This is a genomic window from Corynebacterium sp. J010B-136 (genome assembly GCF_002967075.1).
GTDB lineage: Bacteria > Actinomycetota > Actinomycetes > Mycobacteriales > Mycobacteriaceae > Corynebacterium.
The window spans coordinates 67,097-91,779 of record NZ_PUGE01000003.1; the positions used below are offsets into that span (position 1 = coordinate 67,097).

The 24,683-nt window shown below is 55.4% G+C and carries 23 protein-coding genes; 14 read left to right on the forward strand and 9 right to left on the reverse strand.

Annotated features, from left to right (window positions below; genetic code table 11):
- The first annotated feature begins 84 nt into the window (after positions 1–84).
- A complete protein-coding gene (locus C5Y44_RS06045; protein WP_105324137.1) occupies positions 85–648 on the forward strand; it encodes a hypothetical protein in 564 nt (187 codons plus the stop codon).
- 196 nt (positions 649–844) lie between these two features.
- On the opposite strand, the gene C5Y44_RS06050 is transcribed toward C5Y44_RS06045, so the two are convergent.
- Entirely contained in the window at positions 845–1,774 is a 930-nt protein-coding gene (locus C5Y44_RS06050) for a hypothetical protein (RefSeq protein WP_105324138.1), read from the reverse strand.
- A 59-nt stretch (positions 1,775–1,833) separates the two neighbouring features.
- On the opposite strand from C5Y44_RS06050, the gene lspA reads away from it, so the two are divergent.
- The 4 genes from lspA to C5Y44_RS06070 are packed head-to-tail and all read left to right on the forward strand — an operon-like array spanning position 1,834 to position 4,057.
- Entirely contained in the window at positions 1,834–2,322 is a 489-nt protein-coding gene (gene lspA, locus C5Y44_RS06055; protein ID WP_199186004.1) for a signal peptidase II, read from the forward strand.
- Complete coding sequence (locus C5Y44_RS06060) at positions 2,288–3,214, forward strand: RluA family pseudouridine synthase (protein ID WP_105324139.1); 927 nt, start codon at positions 2,288–2,290, stop codon at positions 3,212–3,214. Before lspA ends, C5Y44_RS06060 begins: the two co-directional genes overlap by 35 nt.
- A complete protein-coding gene (locus tag C5Y44_RS06065) occupies positions 3,207–3,806 on the forward strand; it encodes a hypothetical protein (RefSeq protein WP_199185995.1) in 600 nt (199 codons plus the stop codon). Before C5Y44_RS06060 ends, C5Y44_RS06065 begins: the two co-directional genes overlap by 8 nt.
- Positions 3,806–4,057 carry a hypothetical protein gene (locus C5Y44_RS06070; protein WP_105324140.1) on the forward strand — a complete coding sequence of 84 codons (252 nt, stop codon included), beginning with the start codon at positions 3,806–3,808 and terminating at the stop codon, positions 4,055–4,057. The genes C5Y44_RS06065 and C5Y44_RS06070 overlap by 1 nt, the downstream gene beginning before the upstream one ends.
- 3 nt (positions 4,058–4,060) lie before the next feature.
- Here C5Y44_RS06070 and rarD read toward each other — a convergent pair whose 3' ends face one another.
- On the reverse strand, positions 4,061–4,945 hold the full coding sequence (rarD, locus tag C5Y44_RS06075) for an EamA family transporter RarD (RefSeq protein WP_105324141.1): 885 nt from the start codon (positions 4,943–4,945) through the stop codon (positions 4,061–4,063).
- Positions 4,946–5,127: 182 nt separating this feature from the next.
- On the opposite strand from rarD, the gene dnaE reads away from it, so the two are divergent.
- On the forward strand, positions 5,128–8,697 hold the full coding sequence (gene dnaE, locus C5Y44_RS06080) for a DNA polymerase III subunit alpha (RefSeq protein ID WP_105324142.1): 3,570 nt from the start codon (positions 5,128–5,130) through the stop codon (positions 8,695–8,697).
- Between the two features lie 121 nt (positions 8,698–8,818).
- Complete coding sequence (locus C5Y44_RS06085) at positions 8,819–10,021, forward strand: cobalamin-independent methionine synthase II family protein (protein ID WP_066793196.1); 1,203 nt, start codon at positions 8,819–8,821, stop codon at positions 10,019–10,021.
- An 86-nt stretch (positions 10,022–10,107) separates the two neighbouring features.
- Here C5Y44_RS06085 and C5Y44_RS06090 read toward each other — a convergent pair whose 3' ends face one another.
- Positions 10,108–10,626, reverse strand: coding sequence for a hypothetical protein (locus C5Y44_RS06090; RefSeq protein ID WP_105324143.1), 519 nt, complete (start codon positions 10,624–10,626; stop codon positions 10,108–10,110).
- Positions 10,627–10,731: 105 nt separating this feature from the next.
- Positions 10,732–12,546 carry a choice-of-anchor I family protein gene (locus C5Y44_RS06095; protein ID WP_105324144.1) on the reverse strand — a complete coding sequence of 605 codons (1,815 nt, stop codon included), beginning with the start codon at positions 12,544–12,546 and terminating at the stop codon, positions 10,732–10,734.
- 185 nt (positions 12,547–12,731) lie between these two features.
- On the opposite strand from C5Y44_RS06095, the gene ilvA reads away from it, so the two are divergent.
- The 5 genes from ilvA (at position 12,732) to C5Y44_RS06120 (ending at position 16,571) form a co-directional block, all read left to right on the forward strand.
- Complete coding sequence (ilvA, locus tag C5Y44_RS06100; RefSeq protein WP_105324145.1) at positions 12,732–14,027, forward strand: threonine ammonia-lyase IlvA; 1,296 nt, start codon at positions 12,732–12,734, stop codon at positions 14,025–14,027.
- Positions 14,027–14,677, forward strand: a complete 651-nt coding sequence (locus C5Y44_RS06105; protein WP_105324146.1) for a YigZ family protein — start codon at positions 14,027–14,029, stop codon at positions 14,675–14,677. Before ilvA ends, C5Y44_RS06105 begins: the two co-directional genes overlap by 1 nt.
- Positions 14,678–14,695: 18 nt before the next feature.
- A complete protein-coding gene (locus tag C5Y44_RS06110) occupies positions 14,696–14,938 on the forward strand; it encodes a hypothetical protein (RefSeq protein WP_066793206.1) in 243 nt (80 codons plus the stop codon).
- Entirely contained in the window at positions 14,910–15,308 is a 399-nt protein-coding gene (locus C5Y44_RS06115; RefSeq protein WP_075722693.1) for an RNA-binding S4 domain-containing protein, read from the forward strand. Before C5Y44_RS06110 ends, C5Y44_RS06115 begins: the two co-directional genes overlap by 29 nt.
- Before the next feature lie 123 nt (positions 15,309–15,431).
- The gene (locus C5Y44_RS06120) at positions 15,432–16,571 is read left to right on the forward strand and encodes an HNH endonuclease signature motif containing protein (RefSeq protein WP_105324147.1); all 1,140 of its coding nucleotides are present in this window, start codon (positions 15,432–15,434) and stop codon (positions 16,569–16,571) included.
- A 518-nt stretch (positions 16,572–17,089) separates the two neighbouring features.
- Here the strand turns inward: C5Y44_RS06120 and C5Y44_RS06130 are convergent.
- From C5Y44_RS06130 to C5Y44_RS06150, 5 genes are all read right to left on the reverse strand, one after another.
- Positions 17,090–18,085, reverse strand: coding sequence for a GTP pyrophosphokinase family protein (locus C5Y44_RS06130; RefSeq protein WP_105324149.1), 996 nt, complete (start codon positions 18,083–18,085; stop codon positions 17,090–17,092).
- Positions 18,086–18,112: 27 nt separating this feature from the next.
- Positions 18,113–18,727: a hypothetical protein gene (locus C5Y44_RS06135; RefSeq protein WP_233189864.1), complete on the reverse strand. Its 615-nt coding sequence runs from the start codon at positions 18,725–18,727 to the stop codon at positions 18,113–18,115.
- A 109-nt stretch (positions 18,728–18,836) separates the two neighbouring features.
- Positions 18,837–20,261, reverse strand: coding sequence for an exonuclease domain-containing protein (locus tag C5Y44_RS06140; RefSeq protein WP_233189866.1), 1,425 nt, complete (start codon positions 20,259–20,261; stop codon positions 18,837–18,839).
- A 27-nt stretch (positions 20,262–20,288) separates the two neighbouring features.
- Positions 20,289–22,502: a glycogen debranching protein GlgX gene (gene glgX / locus C5Y44_RS06145; protein ID WP_105324150.1), complete on the reverse strand. Its 2,214-nt coding sequence runs from the start codon at positions 22,500–22,502 to the stop codon at positions 20,289–20,291.
- A 59-nt stretch (positions 22,503–22,561) separates the two neighbouring features.
- A complete protein-coding gene (locus C5Y44_RS06150; protein WP_105324151.1) occupies positions 22,562–23,134 on the reverse strand; it encodes a TetR family transcriptional regulator in 573 nt (190 codons plus the stop codon).
- Between the two features lie 262 nt (positions 23,135–23,396).
- On the opposite strand from C5Y44_RS06150, the gene C5Y44_RS06155 reads away from it, so the two are divergent.
- A complete protein-coding gene (locus C5Y44_RS06155) occupies positions 23,397–24,092 on the forward strand; it encodes a hypothetical protein (protein WP_233189869.1) in 696 nt (231 codons plus the stop codon).
- Positions 24,093–24,120: 28 nt separating this feature from the next.
- A complete protein-coding gene (locus C5Y44_RS06160) occupies positions 24,121–24,666 on the forward strand; it encodes a hypothetical protein (RefSeq protein WP_105324153.1) in 546 nt (181 codons plus the stop codon).
- The last annotated feature ends 17 nt before the right edge of the window (positions 24,667–24,683 follow it).

The window sequence follows — 24,683 nt, forward strand, 5'->3', positions numbered from 1 at the left end:
CCCTGTGAATTACAACGTGGGTTCTTTTATCAACCAAGCTGGCCGGTAGGATTGACAAAGAATAAAACCGTTGAAGGAGATTAGTTGATTTTACGTAAACTGACCGCCGGCTTCCTAGCCGCCACCGCTGCTACCGCTCTGGTTGCGTGCTCGTCTGATGCCGAATCTGATTCGGCAGACTCCGCCGAAAGCGTAGCACCAGAAACCCAAGCCGAAGAATCCTCAGATGCTCCGGCGTCTTCTGAACTGCCAACGGCCACCGACCTCAACTCCATCTTGGCCACCGCAACGGACTCCGCAGCTTCGGAAGAAGACAAGGTAAAGACCGTCCAGGGCGGCGAAACTGCCCCAGAGCTGTTTGAGACCATGGCTGCCTCCAAGGCAGAATCCGGCGCTAACTTTGAGGTCGTAGACCCAGTTATCCCTGGCTACTCTCCAGACTCCGTCTTGGCAACGGTTAACTTCACCGTTCCAGAAGAGCCTTCACAAACGGCAGAAAACGTTGAGTTCGTCTTCGAAGAAGGCACCTGGAAGCTGTCCCAGTCATGGGCTTGCACCTTGATCTCAAATACCGTAACCCCAGATCAGGTTCCAGAAATGTGTACTGACGGCACCGTCGACACGGGCGCCAACGAAGTCACCCAGTAAAATCCTGTAGGTCTTCGACCTTTCGGATTTTACTGATACAAGCCTGAAGACTTCGGTCTTTCGGAATTTACTGGCCTAGCGGGCAACCAGCCCTTCGCAGCTAGGCTGCCAATATAGCGAATGCCCTTCGAGATTGTGTAATCCGAAGGGCATTCGCTTTCTATGTCCTTAAGAAGTCTAGGACTCGTGGGTACCTTTAAGACTCTTGAGCTGCTGGGCTGAACTGCATCCGCGTATTGGTTGATTGCAATACGCGGATGTCTGATTCTTCCGTGCCGTAGGTAACCCGCGTGGCAATATCAATGTCGCCGCGGATAGGCAGGGGCTGAGAAAAATCAATGCTCAAATTGCCAGAAGAGCGCGTGGTGGAATCGAGTACTTCCAGTTCACCGCCGTCTTCCATCGCCAAGGCACCCAAAGCAGGGCGCTGACTAATATCCACTGAGAGCTCAGCACCGGTATCGGTGAGCTTGTCCAAGGTGTAGGTGGTGGTCTGCAGCAAAGTAGATTCACCGGAAGTACGCGAATCCAGTGTCCACACGGCACCCTCACCAACTTCTTCTTCTGGGAAAACTATCGGCATGGAGGTGAGCTCCACGATGGCTTGTTCCAGGATGGAACGGGCATCATCGTTAGCTGACTGCGGGGCAGCCAAGCGCAGGGAAGAGACCTGGCCGGCATCATCTGCGCGCCACCCAAATTGGAAGCCCTCGCCGGATTCCACATTCAGCGCATCGGTGCCGCTATAAGTCGGCGACGTCAAAGTCATAAAAGCATTGCGCGTAGCAGGGGTTTGCTCCGGATCATCAGTGGCTTCCGAAACTTCCGCGCGCAGGTCAAAAGCAGTGGTGGCTTCTTCAGGGGAGCCGGATTCAAAATTCTCGGCGACGCTCTTTTCCACAACATCCTGAGAAAAACCCTCAGTCAACTCGAAGTGAGCATGTTGCTCAGAATCAATATCCTCATAGGACAGCACTCGCTTTTCACCGCTGCCGGCGTCTTTGACCGTCACGCGCGCGGCGTCAACGGGAGCTGCGACTGCTTGCTCTACTGCAGGTCCTGGTGGCTCATAACTACAGCCCGTAAGTACTAGTGCCAGGGCAAGAATGGAGGCTTTCACACGCATGCATTCAAACCTACCGGATGGCTGCCTCTACAATGGTTTAGGTGCGCTCAAATGTAAAGATGATGGCAGTGATTGTGATTGTCATTGCAGCAATAGACCAAGCCGTTAAACAGCTGATGCTCAGTTGGCTCAATCCCGGGGAAGCCGTCGCGGTTATTGGTGATTGGTTCCGGTTCTATCTGCTGTTTAATCCCGGCGCAGCCTTTTCCATGGGTGGGGAAGGATCCACCTGGTTATTTACCACCATCCAGCTGGGCTTTGTCGTCGGTGTCGCGATTGCCGCACCGCGGATGAAAGACCGCTGGGAAGCAGTGGGTTTAGCTATGCTGGCGGGTGGCGCGTTGGGCAATTTGATTGACCGATTGTTGCGCGAACCAGGCTTTTGGTTCGGTCACGTCGTGGATTATATTTCGGTGGGAAACTTCGCCGTATTCAATATTGCTGACGCCTCGATTACGGTAGGTGTGGTTGTATTTATTGTTGCCATGTTGACTGAGGAAAGGAGGGCGAAACATGAACAGGGAAGTGCGGACCCTGCCAGTTCCTGAAGGCAATGACGGACTGCGTGTGGATGCAGCCTTGTCCAAAATGTTGGGGCTATCGCGCACCATCACCGCAGATTTATGCGTTGAAGGTGCCGTGCTAGTCAATGGCAATACGGTATCGAAGTCAGATCGTTTAAGCGCCGGGCAGTGGGTGGAAGTTACTCTGCCTGAGCCCGCAGCACCGCTGGTTCCCAAAGAAGAGCTGGTTGAAGGAATGGACGTGGTCTATTCCGACGATGACATCATCGCGGTCAACAAGCCCGTTGGTGTGGCAGCGCATCCTTCCGTGGGTTGGGAAGGACCCACGGTCATCGGTGGTTTGGCAGCGGCAGGTTTTAGGCTTTCTACCTCCGGCCCGCCAGAGCGCAAAGGCATTGTGCACCGCCTAGACGTTGGTACGTCTGGGGTTATGGTGGTGGCTTCCTCCGAACGTGCCTATTCAGCATTGAAGGCAGCGTTTAAGGAACGCACCGTACACAAGACGTATCACGCGCTGGTGCAAGGTTTGCCCGATCCCATTGAAGGTACTATCGATGCCCCCATCGGCCGCCATCCATCATCAGGCTGGAAATTCGCCGTGACCGACGAAGGCAAGCACGCGATTACTCACTACAGTCTGATCGAGGCATTTCGCGAAGCATCGCTTCTCGATGTCCACCTAGAGACCGGCCGCACCCACCAAATCCGCGTGCACATGTCGGCCATTGGCCATCCTTGCTGCGGTGATCCTATGTATGGCTCTGACCCGAACCTTTCCAAGCGCCTCGGGCTGATTCGTCAATGGTTACATGCGGTCAAGCTCGGGTTTGTACACCCTGGCACCGGTCGCTGGATCGAGATCGAAACCAACTACCCAGACGACTTGCAAAACGCCTTGGATGTTCTTCGTGGATAAGGTACCTCAGCGTCCGGTGTCGGAGCACCAGGCGCGACGACACCCAAGGCTTCGCCATCCTGCGTATATTTATCGCCGGCGTCGCATCGCGGCACTGGGTATCTTGGCTTTCATCCTGTTGCTCGTGGTCTTTCTTGCTGGTGCGTGCGGGCCGGGGCCCACCCAGAGCCTGCAAGGCGATCAATTAGGACCCGATCCTGAAGAATCCGCGCAGGAGTATCAACAACGTGCAGCACAAACGCTCGAAGACGCGCGCAAAGAGACCTATGCTTTGGTCACTTTCAACCCAGCTGTCGATGCCGCAACTGCGGCCGCTGCCGTCGATGGTGCGCAACGCGCTAGTGCGCTGATTACGCAGCAAGATTTCGTGCCGATCGAAATTCCTGAGCCCATCGAAGGCGAAAGTCGCGCGGATGTCTTTGACCGTGAGGTCGGCGATGAGAAGCTCAACTCCGTGATTATCTACGACGACGCCAAAGCGTTGTCAGAAATCGCACAGGGCGCCGACGTCTTTGCCGTCGAGGCTGCGCCTTCTGATGCCGCCTGGGGAGGCTTCGCCATCCGCCCGCTTATGGAAACAGGTGATAATTAATGCCGTGGCCGAAAAACCTGCGCCAGCTGAAGGCCTTTTCCACTTGGCCCGCGAATTACCGCTTTGCCTATGTCATGGATATCGTCGGCATCTTCGTGTGCCTAGGCTTTTTCCTCTTTGGCAATCAACCAGCGGAAGGCCGCGTTCTCCTTGGCTTGGGCTTTATCGTCTGCCTAGCCCTGGGCTTTTTGATGCCCGGCTGGGCATTGAACGAGGAGGAAGAAAAAGCCAAACGCGCCTGGCGGAAATAGAATCTATTTTTCTTCGCTAGGGGGCAGTTGCACGCGCCGGGACTTTCGCCGCATGCGCACCATGTCAACCATGTACAGTGCGACTGCGAACCAGATGATGACAAAACCAATCCAGCGTTCAGAAGACATGTGTTCTTGGGTGACAAATACAGCCCACAGCAGCTGCATCGTTGGCGTCATGTACTGCAGCATGCCCACGGTAGACAGCGACAAGAGCTTTGCGCCCTGGGCAAATAGAATCAGCGGCAGTGCCGTAACCAGGCCCGATAGGATGAGCAGGGCCGTGTGGCTTGGTCCTTCAGATAAGAACGTGGACTGGCCATTAGCGCTTAAGTAACCGATGTAGATAAGTGCAACGGGGGACATCACTAGGGTTTCGGCAGCAACGGAGCCAGCGGATGATACCTGCACCTGCTTTTTCAAAAGACCGTAGATGCCAAAAGAGCCCGCCAGAAGCAACGAAATCCATGGACCCTCGCCGGTCATCAAGGTCAGCCATAGTACAGCGATGGCAGCCACGCCGACTGCCGAAATCTGCAGCTTGCGCAGTTGTTCTTTCAACACGAGCACGCCGAGTGCCACAGAGACTAGCGGGTTGATGAAGTATCCCAATGCTGCATCGGCCACGTGTCCGGAGTTGACCGCTAAAACATAAGTACCCCAGTTAACGGTAATGGCCACCGAGGCAGCGCTGAGCCACATCCACGTGCGACGACTTAACCGTGTTAGCTCTCGCCACGTGCCGGTCAAGAGCAGATAGATAATGATTAATACCGCGGTCCAGATGATCCGGTGCGCCAAAATTTCCAATGGGGTTGCTGGGAGCAGCAAAGGGAAGAAAGCGGGAAAGACGCCCCACAATAAATAAGCCCCGATGGCAAATGGCATGGATGCCTCCGAATCAATCAAAGTCTCGAATTGTATTATGCAATTAGCACGTTACTCTAGTGGCGTAATCCAGATTGCGCCAAGGTGAGTGCGACAGCCCTCCATAACCGGGCGCATTCGAACCGAACGTGCCTCGCGCTGGTGATTCCCTCCCTGTTGACCAGATAGCTAGAATGACGATCATGGCCAAGAATTCCTCTTTTGTACACCTTCATAACCACACTGAATTTTCCATGCTCGACGGCATGGCCAAGGTTGATTTATTGGCGGAAGAGGTATCCCGACAGCAAATGCCCGCCGTGGGTATGACAGACCACGGCAATATGTTCGGCTCCGACGCTTTCTACCGGCGCATGACCAAAGCCGGCGTGAAACCCATTATTGGTATCGAGGCTTATATGGCACCTGGTTCGCGCTTTAATAAAAAGCGTCAACTATGGGGTACCCCGGATCAAAAGCGTGATGACGTTTCCGCCTCCGGTGCCTATTTGCACCAGACCATGCTGGCAGAAAATGCCACGGGCCTGTCTAATCTTTTTAAGCTTTCTTCTCTTGCTTCCTATGAAGGCCAGTTGGGTAAATGGCCGCGTATGGACGCGGAACTGATTGCCGAACACGCTGATGGCATCATCGCAACGACCGGTTGTCCATCGGGTGATGTGCAAACACGTCTGCGCTTGGGCCAATTCGACGAAGCGCTCGAAGCAGCTGCGATGTGGCAAGACATTTACGGTCGTGACAACTATTTTCTGGAGTTGATGGATCATGGCCTGGACATCGAAAAGCGCACGCGTGACGGCCTGCTAGAAATTGGCCGCAAGCTGGACCTGCCACCGCTGGTGACCAATGACTGCCACTACGTGCTGGAATCGCAGGCACCGGCGCACGAGGCTATGTTGTGTGTGCAAACCGGTAAGACCTTCATGGACCCAGACCGGTTTAAGTTCGACGGCACGGGCTACTACATCAAATCAGCTGCGCAAATGCGCGAGCTGTGGGACCACATGGTGCCAGATGGCTGCGATAACACCTTGTGGATTGCCGAGCGCGTCGAATCCTATGATGCCTTGTGGGAAGAACACACCCACGACCGCATGCCAATTGCCGATGTTCCTGAGGGACACACTCCAACCTCATGGTTGACCCATGAGGTGATGGAAGGACTCAAAGACCGCTTCAACGGCGAAGAGGTGCCTGAGGAATACGTCAAGCGTGCCGAATATGAAATCTCCGTTATCGATATGAAGGGCTACCCGTCCTACTTCCTTATCGTTGCCGAGCTTATTAAGCATGCCCGCTCCATCGGTATTTGGGTCGGTCCTGGCCGTGGCTCGGCAGCGGGTGCTTTGGTTGCTTATGCCTTGACCATTACCAATATTGACCCAATTGAACATGACCTGCTGTTCGAGCGATTTTTGAACCCAGAGCGACCCTCTGCACCCGATATCGATATCGACTTCGATGACCGCCGCCGTGGTGAGATGATCCAATACGCCGCTGAGCGCTGGGGCGAAGACAAAATTGCGCAGGTTATTACCTTCGGTACCGTCAAGACCAAGCAGGCCATTAAGGATGCTGCGAAGGTGCACTTTGGCCAGCCTGGATTCCAGATGGCTGACCGCATTAACGGCGCGCTGCCGCCGGCGATTATGGCGAAAGATATTCCGCTATCCGGTATTACTGACCCGGAACATGAGCGCTACTCTGAGGCCACCGAAGTGCGCCAAATGGTCGAAACCGACCCGGATGTTAAAAAGATTTATGACACCGCGCGTGGTCTCGAAGGCGTTGTCCGCCAAGCGGGTGTGCACGCCTGTGCGGTGATTATGGCCTCTGTCCGGTTGATGGACCACATTCCAATGTGGAAGCGCCCTGCTGACGGTGCTTATATCACCGGCTGGGACTACCCAGCATGTGAGGCCATTGGCCTGCTGAAGATGGACTTTCTAGGCCTGCGCAACCTCACGGTTATCGGTGACGCGCTGGCTAATATCAAGAAAAACCGCGGCATTGACCTCAACCTTGAAGACTTGCATGCCGATGACCCGCAGGTATCCAAGGTCTACGAACTGCTCTCAAGCGGCGATACCCTAGGCGTGTTCCAGCTGGACTCCGGCGGTATGCAGGAGTTGCTAAAACGCATGAAGCCAACCGGCTTTAAAGATATCGTGGCGTCGCTGGCGCTGTATCGTCCAGGACCGATGGGCGTGAACGCGCACTGGAACTACGCGGACCGTAAAAATGGGCGTCAGGAAATTACGCCTATCCACCCAGAGCTGGAAGAAGCACTGGAAGAAATCCTCGGCGAGACCTACGGCCTGATCGTGTATCAGGAGCAGATCATGCGTATTTCTCAGAAACTCGCGAACTACACCGCTGGTGAAGCAGATGGCTTCCGTAAAGCCATGGGTAAGAAGAAACCAGAAGTACTGGCCCAAGAATATGAGAAGTTCAGCCAGGGCATGTTCTCCAATGGCTACTCCAAGGGCGCGGTCGATGCGCTGTGGGGCACCATTGAGCCTTTCGCGTCCTACGCGTTTAACAAGTCCCACGCCGCAGGCTACGGACTGGTGTCCTTCTGGACCGCATACCTGAAGGCCTACTTCGCGCCGGAGTACATGGCCGCGCTTTTGACCTCGGTGGCGGATAAGAAAGACAAGTCCGCTATCTACTTGGCTGACTGTCGCCACCTTGGCATTAAGGTGTTGCCGCCAGATGTTAACGAGTCCGCGGAAGACTTCGAGGCTGTTGGCGAAGATATCCGCTTCGGCATGGGTGCGATCCGCAACGTGGGCTCGGAAGTAGTGGAATCGATCATCGAGGCGCGCCGGGAAAAGGGTGCTTTCAAGTCCTTCAGTGACTACCTGGATAAGATTTCGCTGATTGCGTGTACCAAGCGCGTAACAGAGTCATTGATTAAAGCCGGTGCCTTTGACTCTTTGGGGCATCCGCGCAAGGGCTTGATGCTGATTCAAGAAGACGCCGTGGATTCGGTGCAGTCGACGAAAAAGGCAGCGGATAAGGGACAGTTCGATCTCTTCGCTAGCTTCGGCGGCGATGAAGGCGGATCCGTATCGACTTTTGCTATCGATGTTCCTGAGGAGTCCTGGGACCGTAAGCACGAACTCGCCCTCGAGCGAGAAATGCTGGGGCTTTATGTCTCCGGGCACCCGCTCGATGGCTTCGAAGATGCCCTGGCGGCACAGACTGATACCGCTTTGACCACCGTGGTCGGTGGCGAGATGCGCAATGGACAAGAGATGATCATCGGCGGTATTATCTCGGCTGTCGACCGTCGTTTCTCCAAGCGCGACGGCTCCCCGTGGGCAATTGTCACTATCGAAGATCACCACGGTGCGCAGGTAGAAATCTTGGTCTTTAACCAGGTTTATTCCTTGGTGGCTCCGCAGATTGTGGAAGATAATATTATCCTGGCCAAGGTTCAGGTGCGTGTGCGTGATGAGCGCACCAGCTTCTTCTGCAATGACATCCGAGTCCCGGAATTAGGCCCAGGAAATGGTGCTGGTTTGCCGCTGCGGCTGAGCATGCGTACGGACCAGTGCACGATGGAAAACATCGCAAAGCTTAAGCAAGTATTGGTCAATAACAAAGGCGATTCGGACGTCTATCTCACCCTGCTTAGTGGCGATGAATCTACCATGATGGTCTTAGGCGACCACCTGCGCGTGGAGCGATCTTCGAGCTTGATGGGTGATCTCAAAGCCACCATGGGGGCAGGGATCTTAGGCTAGACCAAGCGGTTCGCTACTCGTACGCCAAACGGGGTAGGGGACGTGAATAAAAATAATGGATGTGCAGGATTCTGAGATAAGGTAGACCACACAGTCTATTTCTTATGAAGGAGAAAACTTCGTGGCACAAAAAATCCGCACTACTCATGTTGGCTCACTCCCACGCACCCCAGAATTGCTGGAAGCAAACCAAAACCGGGCATCCGGTTCGGTGCCAGATGAGGCCTTTTTTGAAATTCTAGAAAAGGCAGTCGATGAAGTCGTTGCCCGCCAGGTAGAGCTGGGCATCGATATCATCAACGAAGGCGAATACGGCCACATCACCTCCGGAGCGATTGACTACGGTGCATGGTGGAACTACTCCTTCTCCCGCTTGGGCGGGCTGACCATGACCGACGTTGACCGTTGGGCAAGCGAGGAAGTTGTTCGTTCCGAACCAGGCAAGCCACGCTTGACCTCTTTCTCGGACCGCCGCGACCGCGCGCTGTTCAACGAGGCATACGAAGATCCAGAGTCTGGCATCTTCACCGGCCGCGCCAAGGTGGGCAACCCAGAGTTCACCGGCCCAATTACCTACGTTGGCCAGAAGGAAGTCGAAGCAGACGTCAAGCTGCTCAAGGACGCAATGGCGAAGCACAACGTCACCGACGGCTTCGTTGCGGCACTTTCCCCGGGATCTGCAGCGCGTTTGGCTAATAAGTACTACGAGACCGAGTCTGAAGTTATTCAGGCTTGTGGCGCGGCACTGTCGCACGAGTACAAGGCCATCACCGATGCTGGCCTGACCGTTCAGTTCGACGCCCCAGACTTGGCTGAAGCGTGGGACCAGATCAACCCAGAGCCTTCCATTGAAGACTTCCGTGGCTTTGTGCGCGAGCGCATCGACGTGCTCAACGAATCCATCAAGGACATTCCGAAGGAACTGACCCGCCTGCACATCTGCTGGGGCTCCTGGCACGGACCACACGTCACCGACGTTCCATTCGGCGACATCCTCGAAGAAATCCTGCGCGCTGAGGTCGGCGGCTACACCTTCGAGGCAGCCTCCCCACGCCACGCACACGAGTGGAAGATCTGGAAGGACGTTGAACTTCCAGACAACGTTTTGCTCTACCCAGGTGTTATCGCGCACTCCACCAACGTGGTTGAGCACCCAGAGCTCGTGGCAGACCGCATCTCCAACTTCGCAGAAGTAGTTGGTCCAGACAAGGTTGTCGCATCGACTGACTGTGGTTTGGGCGGTCGCCTGCACCACCAGATCGCTTGGGCAAAGCTGGACTCTTTGGTCAAGGGTGCAGAAATCGCATCCAAGCGCCTGTACTAAATTCGGGTATACGCAAAAATCCTCCCCGCAGTTCAGTTAAACCGAACTGCGGGGAGGATTTTTAGCGTTTAAGTAACGCCAGGCGATTAGAGCTTGAAGCCCATGTTCTTCAAAAAGCCGGAGATCTGGGCGCGCGCCTCAGGGGAGAAGGTTGCAACAATCCCAGCTGCCTGGGTCAAAGAGCCACCGACCGCGAGGATGGCGCCAATGACAGCGAAAATCATGTCGGTGGTGTCATCGCCACGCATGGACTTTGCGAAATCTGGCACCTTCTCCCAGCGCGCGTCTGCCTTGGCCTCTTCTTCTTCCTCGATGCACTCTGGCGGGGTAGGCATGCCGGAAGAGCCATAGCCGTTGAGGATGCCAAAGGCTAGTTCCTGTGGGCCCATAAACGAAGAACCAACCGTGCCGGCCTCAACGTCTGCCTCATGATCTTCCTTGGCCTTTTCGATGGCAGCCTGGCATTCTGGGGAGTAGCCCTCGCCGCTGATGTGTCCACCAGAAGACAGCGAGCCGGTTTGTGCGGATGCGGCAACTGGTGTCAAGGCAGCCAAAGCAACGGAGCTGGCAGCCACCATGGCCACAGAAAGACGGGAATTACGCATAGAGGACTTCTCCTTGGAAGGCAGAACTAGGATTTATACCTTCCTGAACTTAGCAGGTTGGCCAAGATACCGGTAGGCAAGGGCAAGAAAAAGATGAATTTCTAGCTAACGCGAAGACAGCGAAGATCGCGAAAGGTGAGAAGAACCTTTCGCGCTTCCGCTTGTCGATGGCTCCTTTTCCACCACCGATTCCACCTCATAGATAGTGGTGGTGCCAGAGACTTCATTGCCAACGACCAACAGGTATTCGCCATTAGGGGAGTCTTGCTTATCGATGAATGCCAGGCCTTCTGGGCCTAAGTCGCCAGCCAACTTGGTGGAGTCGTAGTTATCCTCATCAAAGTCCACGGTGAAATCGCGGTTATTAATGTAAGTCTGGTACTTCGCATTCGCTGGGTCGGTCACATCGTAGACAAAGATGCCGCCGACACGCTCAGCGCCGATGAAAGCATAGGTGCGCTCACCAATGTGGCCGATGGTCAAAGCTTCTGGCTCTGGGCCCTTATTATCGGAGCGATCGTCGAAGTCCGGGTCTTCATTATCAGCGTTGTGGTGGAAGACTCCTGGCTGATTCAAAGATGCGGTGATTTCTTCGAAGTCGGAGCCCGAGTCGAAGACGACGTTGCCGGCTTCATCGTAGATAGAAAATGAGCGTGAGCCATAGGCGTAGAGCTCATCGAAGCACTGCATTTCTTCATTCCAGCCGGAGGCATTAGACAGCTTCAAATTGCCGGCAACCTTCTTATCAGCCAGTGCCTCGGCATCAACATCGCCCAGAGCGCCCTCGCAGACCTGGCCATTATCGATGACATCGGCAAGCTCAACTTCATCGGTGTATACGCCGGAGCCACCGTCTTTTTCTTCGACGCCCCACTCGCGGGCATCACCTTCGTTTGCAGTGGCAAAGTAGGTCTTGCCGTCAGAGGTAAACGCGTGGATGGAATCCGGCATGCTCAAACCCTTCACAGGGATCGTGCGCAGCTCGGCTTTGTCATCCTTGTTGGAAGAGTCAATAGGAACCTGCAAGTGATCCGCGATGTGCGCAGGTACGACCTTTTCAACTGTGGCTGATGCGATATCGATGATCGCGATGGCATTATTTTCTTGCAGGGTGACGAAAGCCTTACCGTTAGCAGAGGCTACATATTCAGGTTCTAAGTCCAAGGAAGGCTTGTTGTGGTGATTTTCCGGGCCGAAGATGCGGATGTCTTCGTGCAGAGCACCCGGGGCATCGAAGGCCTCGAAGCCGGCGGTGCGCACATCAGCCTGGGTGGCTGCTTCCACCGTGCCGGGCGCCGGCAGCGTAATGACAGAGACTGAACCAGCAGGATCAGCGACATAAGCGGTACCCGCAGCATCTAATTCATTTGATGGCTCACCCTCGTTGGCAACAAGCGCATAAGCGCCATCGTCGGTGATGTGCACGTTATCGGGCAACGCGCCGATGGTTACGCGCCCCAGTTCGGCTGCGCCCAAGTCATCGGCTGCAGCATCGAAGAAGAGTGCTTCGCCCTGCAGGACCTTGTTGCTTTGTTGCACCGCAGCAACTGCCAGACCATCTTCACGTACGGTAACCGAGTTGATTTCCTTATCCGCGCCCGCGGAGATAGAGCCAATCTTGGTGGGCTTTTGCGGATTAGAAGCATCGAGTACATCAATCTCGCCCGAGAGCGCATTAACGGTCAAGACGCGCTTCGAGCCCGCGTGGAAGGCAACAATCTCAGCTGCTGATTCCGCCAGCTGTCCCGATGCATAGCTTCCGAGGGGAGCCATCTTTACTGAAGCATCGGCAGCAGCGTGCGTGTGAACCGAATCCACGATGCCGTTGAAATCTTGTGCCTGGGCAACCGCAGGAGAGATGAGACCGCAGCTTAAAGTCACGGCTGCGCACAGGGAGATAGCGCGACGGGAAAAGGACATTCAACACTCCTTGGAAATTATTAATAAGTATCTGAAAACGAACTGTGTAATAGTCGCTTCCGAAGATGATTTCCGAGCAAAGTTTGTATTGAGTGTCCGTGGCTAACAGCTGAATTTCAGATGAATTCACTTATTCAGGGGGCAACGCTCACATCATTGGGTCTAAGGGACTAAAATGCTAGCTCATGAGTACAAGCCAGAAGGTCACTGCAGAAAAATTCGTCCCAGTTCGCGCAAGCGATATTCAACTGGCGCAAGCACGAATTTCTTCTGAGATTGCGCCGACGCCGCTGCAATACTGCCCGCGGCTGTCGGAACAGACTGGCTGTGACGTGTTTTTAAAGCGTGAAGACCTCCAAGGCGTGCGCTCGTATAAGATTCGTGGCGCCTTTTTCGCGATCTCAAATCTCAGCGAGGAAGAAAAAGCCGCAGGTATCGTGACAGCATCGGCAGGCAACCATGCCCAAGGCGTGGCTTATGCCTGCAGCACCATGGGAATCAAGGGCAAAATCTTCGTCCCCGGGCCAACCCCGAAGCAAAAGCGCGATCGCATCATGGTCCACGGTGGCGACAAGGTGGAACTTGTCGTTACCGGCGCGAACTTTGACGAGGCAGCGGCTGCCGCACACGCAGACGCCGATGCCCGCGGCGCGACATTCATCGAGCCTTTCGATGCCCGCGACACCGTCATTGGCCAAGGCACCGTGGCCGCAGAAATCATCTCCCAACTATCCTCGCAGGGTCGTTCGCTCGATACTGTCATCGTGCCTGTCGGCGGCGGTGGATTGCTCTCCGGTGTCACCAGCTACCTGGCGGATATGGCACCACGCACCAGCATCGTGGGAATTGAGCCGGCGGGAGCGGCATCGTTAAGCGCTGCTTTCGAAGCCGATGAACCAGTAACCCTTGATACTGTCGACCCCTTCGTCGATGGTGCAGCGGTCAAGCGCATCGGCCAAGTTCCGTACACCATCTTGGATGCCAACCGCGGCCGACTGCACTGGGACACCGTGACCGAAGGAGCCGTATCGACGGAGCTTTTGGAGCTGTACCAAAACGAAGGCATCATCGCCGAACCAGCTGGCGCCTTGTCTGTGACCGGCCTGTGTAAGGTCAACCTGCGCCCTGGTTCGACCGTGGTGTGCATCATCTCCGGCGGCAACAACGACGTACTGCGCTATGCCGAAATCATGGAACGCTCCCTGGTGCATCGCGGCCTCAAGCACTACTTCTTGGTGAACTTCCCGCAAGAACCTGGCCAGCTGCGTGATTTCTTGGTCAATATACTCGGCCCCGATGACGACATCACGCTGTTTGAATACCTCAAGCGCAACAACCGCGAAACCGGTGCGGCGCTGGTTGGTCTTGAACTGGGCAATGCTGCCGGCATCGATGGTCTGCTCGAGCGCATGGAAGCTTCCCGCATCGACTGCCGTCAGCTTAAGCCGGGTACCCCGGAGTATGACTTCCTGGTGGCTTAGTGCACACAGAATATCAACGTCCTGCCGCTGAGTGCGCGGTGGAGCATGAGATAGAAATCAAGCGTTCGCGCTTTATTTGCCTCATTGGCCGCGTGACCAACGATGCCGAGGCGCGCGAGTTCATTGATGCCGCGCGCCACCGCTTTCCCGATGCGCGACATCATTGCTCGGCGTATATTTACCACGTCGATGAATCCCATCCGGTCGAGCGTTCTTCGGACGATGGGGAACCTTCTGGCACAGCTGGCAAGCCGATGCTCGATGTGCTGAAAGGCTCCGGGCTGATGGATGTCGCCGCGGTGGTTATCCGCTACTTTGGCGGCGTGAAACTCGGCGCCGGTGGGCTGGTGCACGCTTATGGTGGCGTGGTCAGCGAAGCGATGGAACTGGTCCAGCCCGTTCTGCGCACCACCCGGCATCTGTTCACTCTTGCTGCGCCGCATGCCGACGCCGGCCGCTGGGAAGCTGAGCTTCGCAACCGCGGCTATGAGGTACTCGGCGTGGACTACGGGGCGCAGGCCACCATGACTTTAGCCGTCGCGCCTGGCGAGGAAGAAGCCCTTTTTGATTTCATCGCCGGGCTCACCCAAGCCACAGCGGAACCCAAAGAAGCTGGCACCCAATGGGTGGAAATAGCACAAAGCAATTAATCGACTAGGATATATCCCATGACAATGCAGCCCCGTCCTAATAACCCAATTGAGCTGAAGAAGCAGAAAGTCCGCAAGCACGCCCGCAACGGTGTGATCTCAGTTGCCGCCGGTCTTGGTGGCGGTGTGCTTGCCGCGTTGGTGCTCTCGGGTAGCTTCTGGTTCTGGATGTCTATCGGTTTGGTCGTAGCTGTCGTCGGCGGCGTATCTAACTGGGTAAAGATTCAAAAGATTGTCAACGAAAACAACAGCGGATACTGACGGACTGCCCGTACGCATTGACGCCTGGGTCTGGGCGGTGCGTATGTTCAAAACCCGCGGCGAGGCTGCCGATGCAGTACGCGCGGGGCATGTAAAGCTCAACGGCAATGCGGTCAAACCTGCCCAGCAGGTCGTGCCCGGTGACCGTGTGCGCGTGTGGAAGAACCACCACGAGCATGACCTGGAAATCTTGCGCACCATTCGCAAACGCGTCGGCGCACCCGTTGCGCGTACATGCTATACCGACCATGCGCCACCGCCTCCGCCGCCGGAATTCATGCCGGCGGTACCACGCCGCGACCCCGGCGCTGGGCGTCCCACCAAGAAAGAACGCCGCGACATGGAGAAATTCCTCGGCAAACGCCGCTAAATAGCCCTGCGTGGACCGCGCCTGTGGATAACTTCGCCGTTTGGGTGACGTGTCATGTGAAATTCGGGCAGGTTTTTGAACTTGCCCTAGCGCGGCCTTGCGCCGGCTTTTAGTGTCGAAGTTATGAAAGGTTTCCAGCTTTTAGAGCGCTTCTACACCAGCGGCATAAGTATTCTTCGCGACGTTTATGACTGCTCCCCACATGATCTTGTCAGTAGCGTGATGTCACTTAAGACTGCGCGAAAATACACCCGTCTAGCCACAGTATTCTTTGGCCCCGCTGATTCTCCTAAGGTGCAGCGCGACGCTGTTGCACTCGCCGAAGAGCGTGAGTTAAGCGTTGAGTATTTAGAGATGGTCAACAAACACGCCAAGAAGCTCAAAACCCGCGGCGCTGCCTGGAGATTGCGGGCAGAACTTATCGCGTTTGAAGGCACATTGGACGAAGTTGATGCACACGGCAAGAAGCGAGTTACCGAAGAAGGCGGTGACAAACAAAAGCAACGCGGCGTGCGCGTGGGCCGGGCTATCGACGGCCTGCGCACCATCAGCATTACCGATACCCAGCGCCGCATTACTGACCTCGAGAAAACTCTCGATGCCGCCATCAAAGACGACGAACAACCGCGCTCCGAAGCCCTTCTGGAGCCTTTCTGGGATTTAGTCGAAGGCAACGGCACTGGGCTTATCCGCCCGGAATACCGCACTGTGATTGCTATTGGTCTTGATGATTTCGCGAAAGTTTCGTACGGTAAAGGCGACGATGTCATCATCGGTCTTTCCGACGGCACGACCATGACCGGCGCAGAATTTATCAACGCCGCGATGGAAGGCAGCTTGGGTGACAAGCTCTATGTCGGGCTTTTCCATCCCACCGCCGGGCCGGTCAATCTTTATGAAACGCGGTTCGCCTCCGACAAACTGCGCACCTTAGCGATGGCAGAGAACCTGGTCTGTCCATGGCCGGACTGCAACGTGCCGGCCGATAGGTGCCAAGTCCACCATATCGACGCGCATAAACACGGCGGGCATACGAAACCGTCGAATCTGACGATGTTGTGTAAGTACCATAACGGTGTCAACGACGACGGTGACCCGGGTAATCCCGGGTCACAGAAAAGAAAAAATAAGCGAGGAAAAGGCAAGCCCAAGCGCGGCAGGATGCGACGACATCGTGGCAAAGTCCGCCTGCAGACCCCAGGCGGGAAGCTTGTGGGCAACACCCATCATGTGAGCAGCATGGGAGCGATGAACCTCATCTAAGAGTCCTGCGCTAAGACCGCGGTAATTGCCCTAGCCCTGATTAAAGTGTGCGGCTTAGCGGGGTAATTGCGCGATCGCTCTTTGGGAAACGTACCGAATCCGCAATGGCGGGTGCGGTGAAATTCGGCGATCCTAAAATCTATCTGGAATCCTTGCTGGGCGGAATGCTCCTGGAACTCATAGTCCGAGCTTTGTTGCTAGGGCGGCGCTCGGACCTAGAAGAACGTTCGAGAGGGAATTGGAGTATGGCGGAAGATTACCGAGACACAGCGGGATTCGTCGAGCTGTTGATTATCAATGGGGAAGTAGCTTTAGAAGCAGGGAAAGAACTCAGCGTGGAGAAAATGATGACCACGCTCATTAGTACGCTGATGAGGGTTGAAGAAACAGCTCGGCATGGGGCGTTACTCCGCAGGATAAAGTCGGGCGGAAAGAGCCAAAGGCACAGGGCCAACAAAAGGCGCAACGCGGCGAGGAATGTGAATAGATTCCGGGCTTAGATTCCAAGCACATCGGGGTTACTGCTTGCTGTGCATGGAGCGTAGGGCCTTCAGGCGGGAGATAAGCCGCTGGCGACGGTCGCGGCGGGTACCGGTCTCGGCGGTGGCATCGATGTGGGATTCGCCGAAGCGGTTGAGCAAGAGGTCATCGATAAGCCGTACTTGGCCCGGCCGGAAACGGTACTTCATCGCGTCATGAACTGTTTGGATATCGTGCTCATTGAGGAGGTTTTCCAACTGCCCCATGGTGGTAATGCCGTTGGTTTCAAGCAAATCAGCGAGCCAGCGGTAGTGCTCAGAACGCGAGCGCGGGAAGCGGCCGGTAAGCAGCACCGCCAAAATACCGGGGAGGGTTTCTGCGGAGATTTGGATATCAGAATCAGTGTGCTCATCCGGGTCTTTGAGAGCTGCGATTTCATCGAATTGATTATCCGCCAGTTCGATCAAGCCAGCGGCCAAAGTAAAGAGCCTATCGACCTGCGGGGGCTGGGCGCCGGAGCCTTGCTTGTATCGAATATCATGCTCAAATTCGGCCCAGGCGTGCTGCAAGACCGTGCGGATTTGTACTTCAAAGCGCATACCGACGTAATCGGCTAAATCTTCCATATCTTCGGTCACGCGCAGAACCAAGTGGTGGGAGCCGTAGCCAAAGCCGCCAGCGACGCGAGTTTCAGCAGCCTTGTCCACGGATTTAATGACCTCAAAAGAGTCCCCGAAGATAGTTAAGGCTTCAGGGATCACCGTGGAGTGAAAGACATTGACGCGCACTCCCATGATGTCGTGGATATCGTCCCACGGGTGCGGGTAGACCAAATCGCCGTCGGCATTGCGCTTTTTGGCCTTCGCCTTCAGCGAGGGCCAAGTCTTAACGCGCGCCGCGACGCGGTCAAAAATCACGCCGGCGTCATTGAGGAGGTCTTCGATGGCATCACGAAAATCGCGCGCGGCACGCGGGTGCACGCGTACCCATTCGTGGTACTGATTGCTCAGTTTCGAGATGGGTGATTCAGCCATGAGTGAATAAGCTCCTTTGCCTGAAAGCTAAGTACGAAATTCCTGCGGGAATCCATGTGCCCATAATAACGGGTAGGGGCACGGGCTGGGCAGTGACGCAGCGAATCCCATCAGTGCTTTGGCGGGGACATCGATAAACGCCAGTAGAGAATGGGAATCGGGTAAAAGATAAGTCAGTTGCTGGGCACGCAGGATGCGCACCAGGTGATGGTGCAAAATAGTGAAAGTTTGCGGGTGCGCCAGCCACGCTTGCGCATCAGCACCCCGGACTTTAATTTCCACCCCGGCTGGCAGTCGCGGGCCAAAACGCGCGCTTACAGACCGGGTAGAAAATTCCAAGCCAGACGGAGTGCGGGCGGCGCGCTCTAAGTTTAAAGCAGCCAAATCCCATGCGGCTTGGATGCTCAGCCCCAAGCTATCGAGGCCACGCTGGCTAATCTTGCACCCGCCGGCCTGTAATCCCACGCGCAGCTCCGGCGATAGCGCCAAGGTTGCCAGCGAGTCAGAGAACCCATCATCGGATAAAGGCCGCGACTTCACCCACGATGTCGCGTGCAAGGCAGGAAAGATCTCCCGCACCGAAAACTGGGGCTGAGTCTGCGCTAGGGAAGGGAGAGGACGGGAAGCAAGATCAGTGAGCACGGCAGGGATTCTCCAAAATCTCAGAAAGGTTAGTACCTTTCTAGGACTGCGCGTGCTGCCCAAAGGTTCCGGGGTAAATCTCCTCAGAAATTTACCGCGTTAAAGATTCCTAGAAAGGTGGTTCGGTTTCTAACTCTAAGACCTCAAAGAGCTTCGACGCTGGCCACTTTTCAATGCCCTGGCCCTTCTCATTGAGCTCATCAGCACGCTTTTCCTTAGACGTGGTCGTTGCCCATTCGCCGAGCACCAAAATGGTGGTCTTCTTGGTGACATTCTTGCCCACCTGGCCGCCGTGGTGCGCAATACCGTTCCACAAAACGCCCTTATCAAAAGGCTCGAAATCGCCGGTCAAAGTGACATGCTGGCCGTACAAAGGCGAGTCCTTATCAGCATCCGGATTCGGATCCGGAATGGTATCCGGAGTCGCCACCGACTCCCACGGTGCTGGGCGGCGTTGAGCCTTCTTGGCCGGCTCTTTCTTCTCGGCGGCCGGCTCGGCCGTACCCCACGGGTCAGATGAGGTGCGGTCACGGAAATCAGTACCGGCGCCCAAATCCTCCGGCGAAATCGGCGCAGTATCTTTCCTCAGCACCGGCATGATATGTTCAGCCGACATGGTGCCCAGTTGGAAACCCTGGTCATCAAAAATATCACGGATGGTTTGCTCGCCAGCACCGTTCGCGAAAGCCGGCGCGAGGGCGGAGATGATGTGGCCGGCAGCGCGGGCATCGTCAAGCGCATCGTGGTGCTGGAAGCTGCCAAAGCCCACTGCCTTGGCCACGGTAGGCAACTTGTGGTTGGCTACCTTGAGCACTTTGCTTTTCGATGCATACCTAGCCAACGCCAACGAACACGCCAAAGAAATCTGCGGTACGGGCATCTGGGTGCGCAAGAATGCTGAGCGCAAAGCCGTGGAATCGAACTGCGCATTGTGTGCGACGAGGACATCGTCACGCAGGAAAGTCAGCAATTCACCGGCGGCTTCAGCGAAAGTCGGGGCGCCTTTGACATCGTCAGGCGTGATGCCGTGGATGGAGATATTGACGTCCTCAAAGTGTTCAATGCCCGCGGGCGGTTGGCACAGCCACACTTTGGATTCGGTTTCTTCACCAGCGACAAAACGCACGGCGCCAATCTGGCAGATAGACGCCCAATTGCCGTTGGCGGTCTCGACATCGACGGCAACAAAGTCCAAGCCTGGGGTAGCGGTTGCTTGAAGCTCCACCGCGCCTGGGCTGCTGTGCTCTTCGGTGATTTTTCCGGAGCGCACATCATTGATCCACTGCGCGCAGCCTTGGGCATCTTGGTTAGGCGCAAAGGCGATCGTCCAGGCTGCAGACTTGGAATCTGCAAAGCTAATGACGATTCGGCCCGAAGCGGCTGCGGTGGGCTGGACGGCATCGACAGCGTCGATATCGGCCAGGGCAATTTCACGGCGCAATTCGCCGGTGAGTGAGGCTGTTAGCTGCGAGGGAACATAGACCAAGTTGCCCTGGGAAATCGACAACGAAGCTCCGAGTGTTGAAACCGTCACGTTAGGTGCTCATGCCTTTCTGCGAATTTACTGCTGCTCTTCTGCTTCGTCTTCCGACTGGGCAGAAGGGGAGGGACTATATACCGGCGGCTCAGTCTGCTTCAAGACTAGAGTCGAACGGGGCTGAACTAAAAGCGTACCCTCTGCCTCTAAGATGGTGTCCTCTTTGGGGTACCCACCGCGGAAAGCGGTGTCGACCATCAGTTGCCATTTCGCACCTAAATCTTGCGTGGGCAGTCGAAATTCAATTGCTTCATCATGCGCATTGAACATCATGATGAAAGAGTCATCTTTGATTTCCTGGCCCGCGGGGTCATGTTCGGTAATGGCATTGCCGTTAAGGTAGACCATCAAGGCCTTGCCAAAATCATGATCCCAGTCATCTTGGTTCATCAATCTTCCCGAAGGCACGAGCCATGCAACGTCGCGATCGCGAACATCGGCACCGAGCGGTCCGCCGGAGAAAAAGCGCTGGCGGCGAAAGACTGGGTGGTTGCGGCGAATCGCAATAACGCGCTTGGTAAAGGTGTAAAGCTCGGAAGGCTTGTCCAATTCCAGTAGCGACCAGTCCATCCAGGCAGTTTCATTATCCTGGCAGTAGACATTGTTATTGCCATTTTGGGTACGACCCATCTCATCGCCATGTGAAATCATGGGCGTGCCTTGAGAAAGCAGCAACGTGGTGAGGAAGTTACGCTGCTGGCGACGGCGCAGGCGCAGAATATCTTCATCATCGGTAGAACCTTCGACGCCGTGGTTCCACGAACGGTTATGCGATTCACCGTCACGGCCGTCTTCACCATTGGCCTCGTTGTGCTTTTCATTAAAAGACACCAAGTCGCGCAGGGTGAAACCGTCATGTGCGGTGATGAAATTAATCGAGGCAGTCGGGCGACGGCCATTGTTGGCATACAGATCCGACGAGCCGGTTAGCCGCGATGCAAATTCACCAAGAGTTGCTGGTTCGCCGCGCCAGAAATCGCGCACCGTATCGCGGTACTTACCGTTCCACTCGCTCCAAATTGGCGGGAAGTTGCCCACTTGGTAGCCGTCATGGCCAATGTCCCACGGTTCCGCGATGAGTTTAACCTGGCTGACCACGGGGTCTTGCTGGACAAGGTCAAAAAATGTCGCTAGCTTATCGACGTCATCTAGCTCACGCGCCAAAGTCGCTGCGAGGTCGAAGCGGAAACCGTCGACGTGCATTTCCGTAATCCAGTACCGCAAAGAGTCCATGATCAACTGCAAGGAGTGCGGATGGCGGACATTTAAAGAGTTACCTGTGCCCGTGTAGTCCATGTACTGCGACTTATCTTCATCGACTAGCCGGTAGTAGGCGAGGTTATCGATACCGCGGAAAGCGATAGTGGGGCCGAGGTGGTTGCCTTCCGCAGTGTGGTTATAGACCACATCTAGGATGATCTCGATTCCGGCAGCATGGTACGCGCGCACCATCGCTTTGAATTCTGCGACAGCACCGCCAGGAGTTGGATCGGCTGCATAATCTTGCTGAGGAGCAAAGAACCCAAAAGTGTTATAACCCCAGTAATTGCGCAGGCCTAGTTGGCGCAGACGGTCATCCTGCAAAAACTGATGAACTGGAAGCAGCTCTACAGCTGTTACCCCTAAGTCTTGGAAATACTTAATGATCGAGGGATGCGCCATGCCGGCGTAGGTTCCGCGCAGATGCTCCGGCACATCTGGATGCGTCATGGTCATACCCTTGACGTGGGTTTCATAAATGACGGTGTCAGTTTCCGGGGTGTTTGGACGGCGGTCGCCTTTCCAATCAAAGTAAGGATTGATGACCACGGACAACATCGTGTGCCCTAAAGAATCTTCTTCATTGCGCCCAGTGCCTGCTGGCTCAGCGTGGACGTCATAAGAAAAGAGCGAGGCATCGCCGTCGAAGTCGCCTTCGAAGGCACGGGCATAAGGGTCAACCAAAAGCTTGCTGGGATCGCAACGCAGGCCCTGCTCAGGATCGTACGGGCCGTGGATACGATAGCCATAGCGCTGGCCCGGCCCCACGGTCGGCAGGTAGCAGTGGAAGACGTGAGCGGTTTCTTCTTCCATCTCAATGCGGACTTCGCTTAGGTCTTCTTCAATCAGGCAGAGCTCTACTTTCTCGGCAATATCCGAAAAGATTGCAAAGTTAGTACCTGCCCCATCAAACGAGGAACCCAAAGGGTAAGGAGCTCCTGGCCATGGTTGTGTTATTGAACTACTCGATGCCATCATGAGTGAAAAGCTTAACGCACTCGCATGGCTTTGGCGTCTTATACAGCACCTTTAAATCACTAAGGGGTAAATTGCCGAACCCCGGCGATGATGATTTCTGCGCCTTGCAGCAGCGAAGAGTCCGCTAAGGTGGCCTCATTCGACGAGGACGTTGATTGAGCAGCGTCATCATCGGTGCTGGTTTTGGTCAGCGCCTCGAGCTGGGCGCGGTTTTGATCCATCACGGTAGTACCCAGCACAAGGTGCACTAAAGTCTCAGCGGCGATACGTCGCGCTGAGTCATCAGCGCCGGTTTCGCGCAACGCCTCTGCGAACTTTTCAGTCAAGTGCGTCCACGTCGGGGAGTCGGCTTGAGAAAGAGCAGCGGTGACTAACTCCGCGCCATCGCGGTGAGCGAGAAGAATTTTCCGCAAATTTGCGACCAGCTCCAAAGTAGAAGCGCCGTCGAGGTGAGTGATAAAACTCGCAGCAATTTCTGCAATTAGCGCTTGCTTATTGGCAACATGCCAATACAGCGCGCCGGGGACCACGCCTAAGGTGGTGGCGATTCTGCGCATGGTCATATCCGCAAAACCATAAGTGTTAAGCAGTTTTACGGCTGTGGTGATGATATCTTCGCGGGTCAATTGCACATTGAGAAAGTCTACCCGAGCATTGTCTAAACGTAGACCGAGCCTTGGCGAGGTCTACGCTTGGAGAGGCCTATGTTCACAGCAAGCTTTGAGGATCCCTTAAAGGGCTGCGGAAGTTTGCATTGTTAGGATATAACGCACACGATGTCTGTTGCGATGTATAGATAGGAAGTTTGGCGTCTAAGACTTGAGCCTCTAGTGATGCTCTTGTGATGACCGAATCAACCTTTGACAGCAAGCACACACTAATACAGGAGAAAACTTGTCTTTTCCACGCCCGATGAAATTGTCCGCCGCCGCACTCGCGCTGGTTACGCCATTTGCTCTCGTTGCATGTGGCTCTGATGAAAGCGAGGAAACGGCTGCGCCATCTACTTCTGCGGTTACTTCCACGGTAGAGGCCACCTCTTCAAAGGAGACCTCTTCTGTAGAGACCACGACGTCGAAGGCCAAGGAAACTTCTGAAGAGGCAGAGCCTACGACTCAAACCCCGGCAGAAACCCAGGAACCTGAAAGCGCGGAGGGAACCGATCCTGCAGCTGCAGCCGGTGCTGCTGATGCTGCGGCTGGCAACCCATTAGCCGCTGAGGAATTGCAGCCGGTTCAAGGTGGCCAACCAGCAGATGAGGCCACCCGCGGTGCCATCTCCAAGCTGGTCAACGGCTGGTATGAGGTAGGCGATATGCGCTCTTACATGCGCTACATCCCAGAGCACACCTGTACTCAGGTGCTTGAGCAAAACCCAGACGTCCACAACGTCGACTACAGCGTCTTCCCACAGATCCCAATGAACCAGGTCAGCGATAACTGGAACGCAGCGGGCGTGCAGTCCATCGACGATCTTGCAGTCAATGGCGACACTGCTTCTGCGACTGTTACCGTCAACACCGGTGAAGGTGTCGATACCTCAGTCATGCGCTTTAAGAATGAGAGCGGCAACTGGCTGTTCTGTAACTAAGCCGTTTAATTAGTTATTCTTTATTCTCGTGGCACGTATAACTTTTCCCCGCACCGTCGGCTTTGGTGCGGGGCTTTTGGCATTAGTCCTCATCGTCTTTTCCATCTTCGGACTCTTGTGGGGCCTGTGGCGCCCAGAGATGACAGCAACAGCAGTGGAAGGTGGCGGCTTTGCCATCGATACAACTTCCAATGCGCAATTCCAAGGCTTTGGTGCCTTCGTGCTGGCTACGGCGCTGCTCGCTGGGGCAGTGGCCTTCGGGGTATTTAAATACGCGAAATCCCGCCGCGGTTTAGCAACGATGCTGTATCTGGCCCTGCTGACAGTGCTGGGCTCGCTAGCCTTTTGGCTAGTCGGGGGATTTTTTGCACCGACGATGCCAGATGTGACAGCAGAAGTAGGAAGCCAAGTCAGCTGGGTACCCAGCTTCAATCCAGGGTTAGGGCTGGCAGCTGCACCTTTTGTGTGCCTGCTGGTCTACTGGTCGGGGCTATACCTCACTGTTGAAAGCTCTAGCGCAGGTGAAGAAGCAACTGCAGCTGTGCCGACAGAAGTCGGGCAGCCCCTGTATTAGATCACGGTATTAGAGCA

Coding starts and splice junctions, on each gene's coding strand:
- C5Y44_RS06050 (WP_105324138.1), bottom strand. CDS start 1,774: ATGCGTGTGAAAGCCTCCATTCTTGCCCTGGCACTAGTACTTACGGGC.
- lspA (WP_199186004.1), top strand. CDS start 1,834: ATGATGGCAGTGATTGTGATTGTCATTGCAGCAATAGACCAAGCCGTT.
- C5Y44_RS06060 (WP_105324139.1), top strand. CDS start 2,288: ATGAACAGGGAAGTGCGGACCCTGCCAGTTCCTGAAGGCAATGACGGA.
- C5Y44_RS06070 (WP_105324140.1), top strand. CDS start 3,806: ATGCCGTGGCCGAAAAACCTGCGCCAGCTGAAGGCCTTTTCCACTTGG.
- rarD (WP_105324141.1), bottom strand. CDS start 4,945: ATGCCATTTGCCATCGGGGCTTATTTATTGTGGGGCGTCTTTCCCGCT.
- dnaE (WP_105324142.1), top strand. CDS start 5,128: ATGGCCAAGAATTCCTCTTTTGTACACCTTCATAACCACACTGAATTT.
- C5Y44_RS06090 (WP_105324143.1), bottom strand. CDS start 10,626: ATGCGTAATTCCCGTCTTTCTGTGGCCATGGTGGCTGCCAGCTCCGTT.
- C5Y44_RS06095 (WP_105324144.1), bottom strand. CDS start 12,546: ATGTCCTTTTCCCGTCGCGCTATCTCCCTGTGCGCAGCCGTGACTTTA.
- ilvA (WP_105324145.1), top strand. CDS start 12,732: ATGAGTACAAGCCAGAAGGTCACTGCAGAAAAATTCGTCCCAGTTCGC.
- C5Y44_RS06110 (WP_066793206.1), top strand. CDS start 14,696: ATGACAATGCAGCCCCGTCCTAATAACCCAATTGAGCTGAAGAAGCAG.
- C5Y44_RS06120 (WP_105324147.1), top strand. CDS start 15,432: ATGAAAGGTTTCCAGCTTTTAGAGCGCTTCTACACCAGCGGCATAAGT.
- C5Y44_RS06130 (WP_105324149.1), bottom strand. CDS start 18,085: ATGGCTGAATCACCCATCTCGAAACTGAGCAATCAGTACCACGAATGG.
- glgX (WP_105324150.1), bottom strand. CDS start 22,502: ATGATGGCATCGAGTAGTTCAATAACACAACCATGGCCAGGAGCTCCT.